Below are 2,460 nucleotides of genomic sequence, written 5' to 3'. Positions count from 1 at the left end.
GGACAAGCATCGTCATTTTATTATGGTCAGCCTCAGGGTGAAGTGTGTCTAATCAACAGGGTTTTCGGTCTCTAAGTACTTTTTAAAGGGAACATCATCGACTCAAATCTCTATTTGCAACAGTGCCTAATTAAATCCCTTACAATTCAAATTTTTCAGCAACGACTTATCTTTGTTAAAATAGTATTAATTTATTTTTTTTAGGACAAACCTTAACAAAATTACAAATTTGTAATTTGGTTGTCATTTAGGTGTATATATCTAGGAATTAGTATATGAAGAAATTATTTTTTGGTCCAAGATATGATTAGATTCAATAATATATATATGAAGATTGTTTTAGTTATTTTTACTATAGTTTTTTCAACCAGTAGTTTTGCTGATGGGGGACTTCGTTTCTTAGAGAAAAATTTAGAAATAATTAACAATGAAAAAAGCAAAGGGTGTGAAGAGAATTAATTCAAAATTATAATGAAGCACATATAACTAGGAAAACTAAAAATTAGTTATTTTTAGTATGGTGTAACTAAGATTAATTAATTTTTTTAAATCGAATGATAAATATATTTATTGTTTTTAATTTATTCTTTACCATTTTCAAATTTTTAAATAATCCGAAAAGACTATTTTAAACTTTAGGGTTACATATGCTCCTATACATAGGCAGGAATAAATATGCAACTTAGTATATTTGCAACAATAGTACTGGAAAGATTCATGTAATAATGCTTAAAACTCTCTAATTAGTTAGGGAGGCATTGGAATTGGAGAAAGAAGTAAAGTGCCCACTAGCAAATGTGGTTATTGGAGGAATTATCTCATCAACCCTTCTTATGTTGGTTTTATTACCAATATTGTCCCGGTGGATAAATGAAAAGAAAGCTTCTTGACCAATTATAGTAAGCAATTTTTAGCAGAAATATTGAGGCTTACTCAAGTCTCTCAGCTAATCGTAAATAGAATAAGGAAACTATTGTATGTCAGAAGATCATTCTCAGAGCCACGCGGCTGTTACTGAAGAGAATAGTAAGAAGCTAATATTTACTGTAGGTTTGACCACTACGTTTTAATCGTAGAAATTATAACCGTTTTTATTACTCAAAGTTTAACTTTTGTGATTATCTAAAAACACATAGCGGTCGAATGGCCATATTAACTGACTTAAAATCAGTCGCATACTTTAATGTAGCGGTTCTGATAGCACAAAAGTTCGCAGCATGAAAACGGAACCGGCATAATTGATTTATAGTGAACCCATACACTAAGCATAATGATTTAGAGGACGATAATCCCAATGAAAAAATTCCTTTTAGGAGCTGTTGCCGCATCTGTTTTGGCCTTTTCAGGCAATGCTATGGCCAATTTTGTGGCAGGTCAGGACTATCAGGTGGTCGCAAAACCAGTCAAAGTCGAAAAACCGGGCAAAATTGAGGTACGTGAATTCTTCTGGTATGGCTGTGGTCACTGTTTCACGTTGGAACCGCATATGCAGGACTGGTTGAAAAAATTACCCAAAGATATCCGTTTTGTACGTACACCTGCTGCAATGAACCCGCTTTGGGAACAGGCTGCACGTGCTTATTATGTTTCAGAAGCCCTGGGTGTGCGTCAAAAAGCACATTTACAGTTATTCCATGATATTCATGACAAGCAGCGTCCAATTTTAGAACAGGCACAATTGGCCAAGTTCTATACCCGTTATGGTATTTCTGAAGAGAAATTTAACACGACTTATAAATCATTCCCGATTTCGTCAAAAATTGCTCAGGCAAAAAATTTGACTGCTCAATATCAGTTAAGCGGTGTACCAGCGGTGACCGTGAATGGTAAATATATTGTGCAGGGCAATGATGCCAAAGTAATTCAGGTGGTGAATTACCTGATTGAAAAAGAGCGTAAAGCCAAATAAGACGCGATTGATTATCTCTAAAAAAAACCTGCATCGAATCTGCAGGTTTTTTTATTTAAACTGGAGGAATGGTTATTTACGTCCTGACTGCCGGATCTGGTGTTTCTATCGGCGGGCGATACCAGTGTAAAATTCCTCGGAATAAGAGCTGCATCTGCAACACGCTTTGCGCTTTAAAGTCATGGGATTGAATATGAATCGTGGATGGCTTTGTTGCACAAACCTATCTGTAAAGGGTTTTTCAGCGATATAATTTTCAAATGAAGAAGCCTGCACACAAAATCTACCGCACAACCAATTGGCCCGCATATAACCGAGCACTCATGAGTCGCGGAAATATTGCCATTTGGTTTGATCCTGCTACGCAATGGTATGCTCCGTCCATCGGTAAACAAGGGCGAAATCAAACCTACTCCGACGCAGTCATCCAATGCTGCTTAATGATTAAATCCTTATTCCGTCTGTCTTTACGTATGGTCACTGGCTTTGTGCAAAGTCTGATTAAACTTTGCGGATTAAATTGGATAGCTCCAGATTACACCACGCTTTGT

The 2,460-nt window shown here is 36.1% G+C and carries 2 protein-coding genes and 4 pseudogenes; 5 read left to right on the top strand and 1 reads right to left on the bottom strand.

The features are described 5' to 3' along the window. The 4 genes and pseudogenes from FTV29_RS14870 to FTV29_RS14865 all read left to right on the top strand — a co-directional run. Nucleotides 1-75: pseudogene (locus FTV29_RS14870) on the top strand (IS6 family transposase); the annotation flags it as partial. 698 nt (nucleotides 76-773) lie between these two features. Then, nucleotides 774-890 (top strand): annotated as a pseudogene (locus FTV29_RS15335) (hypothetical protein); the annotation flags it as partial. 87 nt (nucleotides 891-977) lie between these two features. Next, nucleotides 978-1,117: pseudogene (locus FTV29_RS15260) on the top strand (cation transporter); the annotation flags it as partial. Nucleotides 1,118-1,294: 177 nt separating this feature from the next. After that, on the top strand, nucleotides 1,295-1,909 hold the full coding sequence (locus FTV29_RS14865) for a thiol:disulfide interchange protein DsbA/DsbL (RefSeq protein ID WP_004281881.1): 615 nt from the start codon (nucleotides 1,295-1,297) through the stop codon (nucleotides 1,907-1,909). A gap of 76 nt (nucleotides 1,910-1,985) precedes the next feature. Here the strand turns inward: FTV29_RS14865 and FTV29_RS15255 are convergent. After that, a pseudogene (locus FTV29_RS15255) lies at nucleotides 1,986-2,099 on the bottom strand (TetR family transcriptional regulator); the annotation flags it as partial. A 70-nt stretch (nucleotides 2,100-2,169) separates the two neighbouring features. Between FTV29_RS15255 and FTV29_RS14860 the strand changes: the two are divergent. Next, nucleotides 2,170-2,460 (top strand): transposase (locus FTV29_RS14860; protein WP_180075664.1); only part of this gene is annotated, 291 nt, incomplete at its 3' end.

Source organism: Acinetobacter sp. YH12254, from assembly GCF_013417415.1.
GTDB lineage: Bacteria > Pseudomonadota > Gammaproteobacteria > Pseudomonadales > Moraxellaceae > Acinetobacter > Acinetobacter pseudolwoffii.
Note: the sequence above shows the minus strand (reverse complement) of the source record. Positions and strands in the feature narration are given on the sequence as shown.